The sequence below is a fragment of the Xenorhabdus sp. NBAII XenSa04 genome, assembly GCF_963866145.1.
Taxonomy (GTDB): Bacteria; Pseudomonadota; Gammaproteobacteria; order Enterobacterales; family Enterobacteriaceae; genus Xenorhabdus; species Xenorhabdus indica.
In genome coordinates this window covers 1-2,958 of record NZ_CAWMEB010000076.1, presented here as the reverse complement: position 1 = coordinate 2,958, position 2,958 = coordinate 1, and the positions used below count along the sequence as shown (strand labels likewise).

General features: G+C 33.5%; 2 protein-coding genes and 1 pseudogene. 2 read left to right on the top strand and 1 reads right to left on the bottom strand.

Features of this window, described 5'->3' with window-relative positions:
• Positions 1-384: 384 nt before the first annotated feature.
• Positions 385-756, bottom strand: coding sequence for a hypothetical protein (locus AAC147_RS03835; protein ID WP_047685697.1), 372 nt, complete (start codon positions 754-756; stop codon positions 385-387).
• A 633-nt stretch (positions 757-1,389) separates the two neighbouring features.
• Here AAC147_RS03835 and AAC147_RS03830 point away from each other — a divergent pair.
• Positions 1,390-2,160 carry a hypothetical protein gene (locus tag AAC147_RS03830; protein WP_047685695.1) on the top strand — a complete coding sequence of 257 codons (771 nt, stop codon included), beginning with the start codon at positions 1,390-1,392 and terminating at the stop codon, positions 2,158-2,160.
• Positions 2,161-2,722: 562 nt separating this feature from the next.
• A pseudogene (locus AAC147_RS03825) lies at positions 2,723-2,958 on the top strand (IS110 family transposase); the annotation flags it as partial.

The window sequence follows — 2,958 nt, the reverse complement described above, 5'->3', positions numbered from 1 at the left end:
GGTTTAATTGAGCGCTTACGAAACAGTAATCTTCATTTACACTCACACAACGGAATTCTATCATGAAAGCCCGCCTGCAAGTTGAATGGTATAATATAATGTTATCAAGACGTTTTATCATTGAAACGATTAATAGACATTTCTTAAATAGAACACTCACCCCACTGAAGTATATACGGAATTTTGTTGATTGTTTTATTACTTACTACCTAAAATGGAAGAAGCCATCACTGAAAGTGTTTTACTCAGAAGACGATTTTCCAATGACGGCTTGAACGTAATTCTAGTTGATTATTATTAATTCAAAATGATAAAAAATCCACTTCTGATAACAAGGATTGTGTTTTATATAACACTACAATCCCACCAAATTAAGCGGGATTTTTAGGCCGCAGAAGGGATCCAATATGGGTGAGCAGGGGAGACATAAGTCGTTATATTAACTCCATTACCATTATCCAAATAGGTAATCAACCATAGTTGTGCTCCAAGCCATACACTGAAACCAACAAGTGCAACCGCAGCCACAGCCGCTGTCGTAACTGCTGAAAATAAGGTTGCAAGATAGATAGCAAGGGAAGTACAGGCTTTGGGTATATTCATCACCTGACCTAGTTGATTAACCACTTTATGTGGTAAGTATATATTATATTCAGGAATAATTGATAACGCTGTATCAACAGTAACTTTTGCACCTGTGAAATCAATTGGAAGTATATTTTTTTCAATCATATCAACATTAGGTAATTTAGTCATAGTTGGAAATCTTATAATTTTAAACAGAGTGAAATAAAATGGATATAATGTACTTTCTAAGACTATTAAAGTCGTCACGTTGACGTTAAAATAGACTTGAACCGAGAATATCCATTGTATGAATAACAACTCCATGATTGGCATCCAAAATATGTACCTATCTATCGTGATTTTATAGTAGCAATATTGGTGTTGGATATTCAATCATTATTTGATTTTTCTTCATCGCGGAGAGCGTGATGCTCACCATTAATATTCATATAATTAATAGTTTTTGTCATGGTTGTTTTTTTACCATGTTATAAACATACATGATAAAGTTAAATAATTATAACAAGTTAAAATAAAGTATGCTTTAGTTAAATAATATTATGATGTATTTTTTATTATAGGTGATGCATTTTTGATATAGTGTTTCGTATAAAAAAATATATTATTTAAATAAAGCAATACAATTAAAATTTGTAATTGTATTGCTTTATTATTAATTATTGTAATTAACAAAATACAGTCATTGGTAATTAAATCTATATATGTCTAAATCATATAAACAGGATTTTAATTTTATTTATGTAGGATTGATAACATTAAAGATAAGCTGGTGATAATATTAATCATGAGGAGTTAACTGTAGTGAATAAACAAAATGACAATTCAGATAAGTCAAACGATATTATTAATTATGTTAAGTGTAATGATTTTGAGAAAGCTTCTGAAATATTATCTTCGTTAGAATTAGATGGGGCTGGTAATATTCATGATATTATTGGTTGTTTAATAAATTGTGGAGGTGGTGAAGTTATTGATTTTTCAATTTATTTACATTCAACAGGAAAGAAATTTTTTGTTAGTAAATATTTTCCTTCCATTTTTAGTCATTTTATTTCAGATAAAGAAGTAATTATAAAAAATAAATATTATGCTTCACATCAATTGAAAGTCGGTATAGGTACTGACTCCGATGGTGATCATTCGGTATATGGTTCAGATCCTGACTCTCAGAATAGTCTGTATTATCCTGATAGGTTTGTATGGGTTATAAAAATAGAGCATAATAGAGATGGAAGAAATTATGTTAGGATTGAGAATAAATATTATACTTCATTACAATTGAAAGTCGGTATAGGTACTGACTCCGATGGTGATCATTGGGTATATGGTTCATATCCTCACTCTCAGAATAGTCTGTATTATCCTGATAGGTTTTTATGGAGCCTAAAAATTGACAGAATGGATGATAAAGGAAATATTTATTTTAGGATTGAGAACAAATATTATCCTTCACATCAATTGAAAGCCGCTATAGGTACTGACTCCGATGGTGATCATTTGGTATATAGTTCAGATCCTGACACTCAGAATAGTCAGTATTATCCTGATAGATTTTTATGGATTATAGGATGACAGAGATGCTGAAAACAGGGGGAAGCAAGACGGGATCCAAAATTTTTTCGTGAATATAGGGGTGAGTTTGGAGATCGGAAATTTTTGCATGTTAAGCTCATTTTTTTAACCAGTATAGGTACGTAAGGGACTGATTTGACATCAGTGGCTATCGCTTTTAAGTTATCTCTCTTTCGGTATCGCATTTAAGTTATCCGATTAGACAAGATCCTCTGAAAACGCCGTATAGCGCGAGAGTATACCCTTATGCGATAGCAAACGATGTTCGAAAAACAACCTTAACGTACAATAATTTTCGATATCCAAACTGACCCCTATTAGGGGAGAGCGTAAAAAAATGTGGGGCATGGATTCGATGAAAGCTGGATAAAATAGTTTAACCACTCAGGTTACGGGGAATTGTGACGATTGAGTGGTTCTCACCGCTATCTGATAAGCACGCTTAATTGCTTAATTTATAGTGAGTTAAAAAAGTGCCCCACACTAATGAGATGGCCGCCCTCACCCTGTTAGCGATATATTGACAGAGTGTGATTTATTTTTTATTTAAGAGGCCACCATCATGAACACTATCGCATTGATTGGCATCGATCTTGGCAAGCATTCCTTTCATATCCATTGTCAGGATCAATCAGGAAAAACGTTACTGCGTAAAAAATTCACCCGAACTAAATTGATGGAATTCTTAGCTGGCTGCTCTCCGGCAATAGTGGTGATGGAAGCCTGTGCGGGCGCGCATTTCATGGCAAGACGGATCGCTGATTTGGGGCATGAGGCCAGGCTGATTTCACCGCAGTT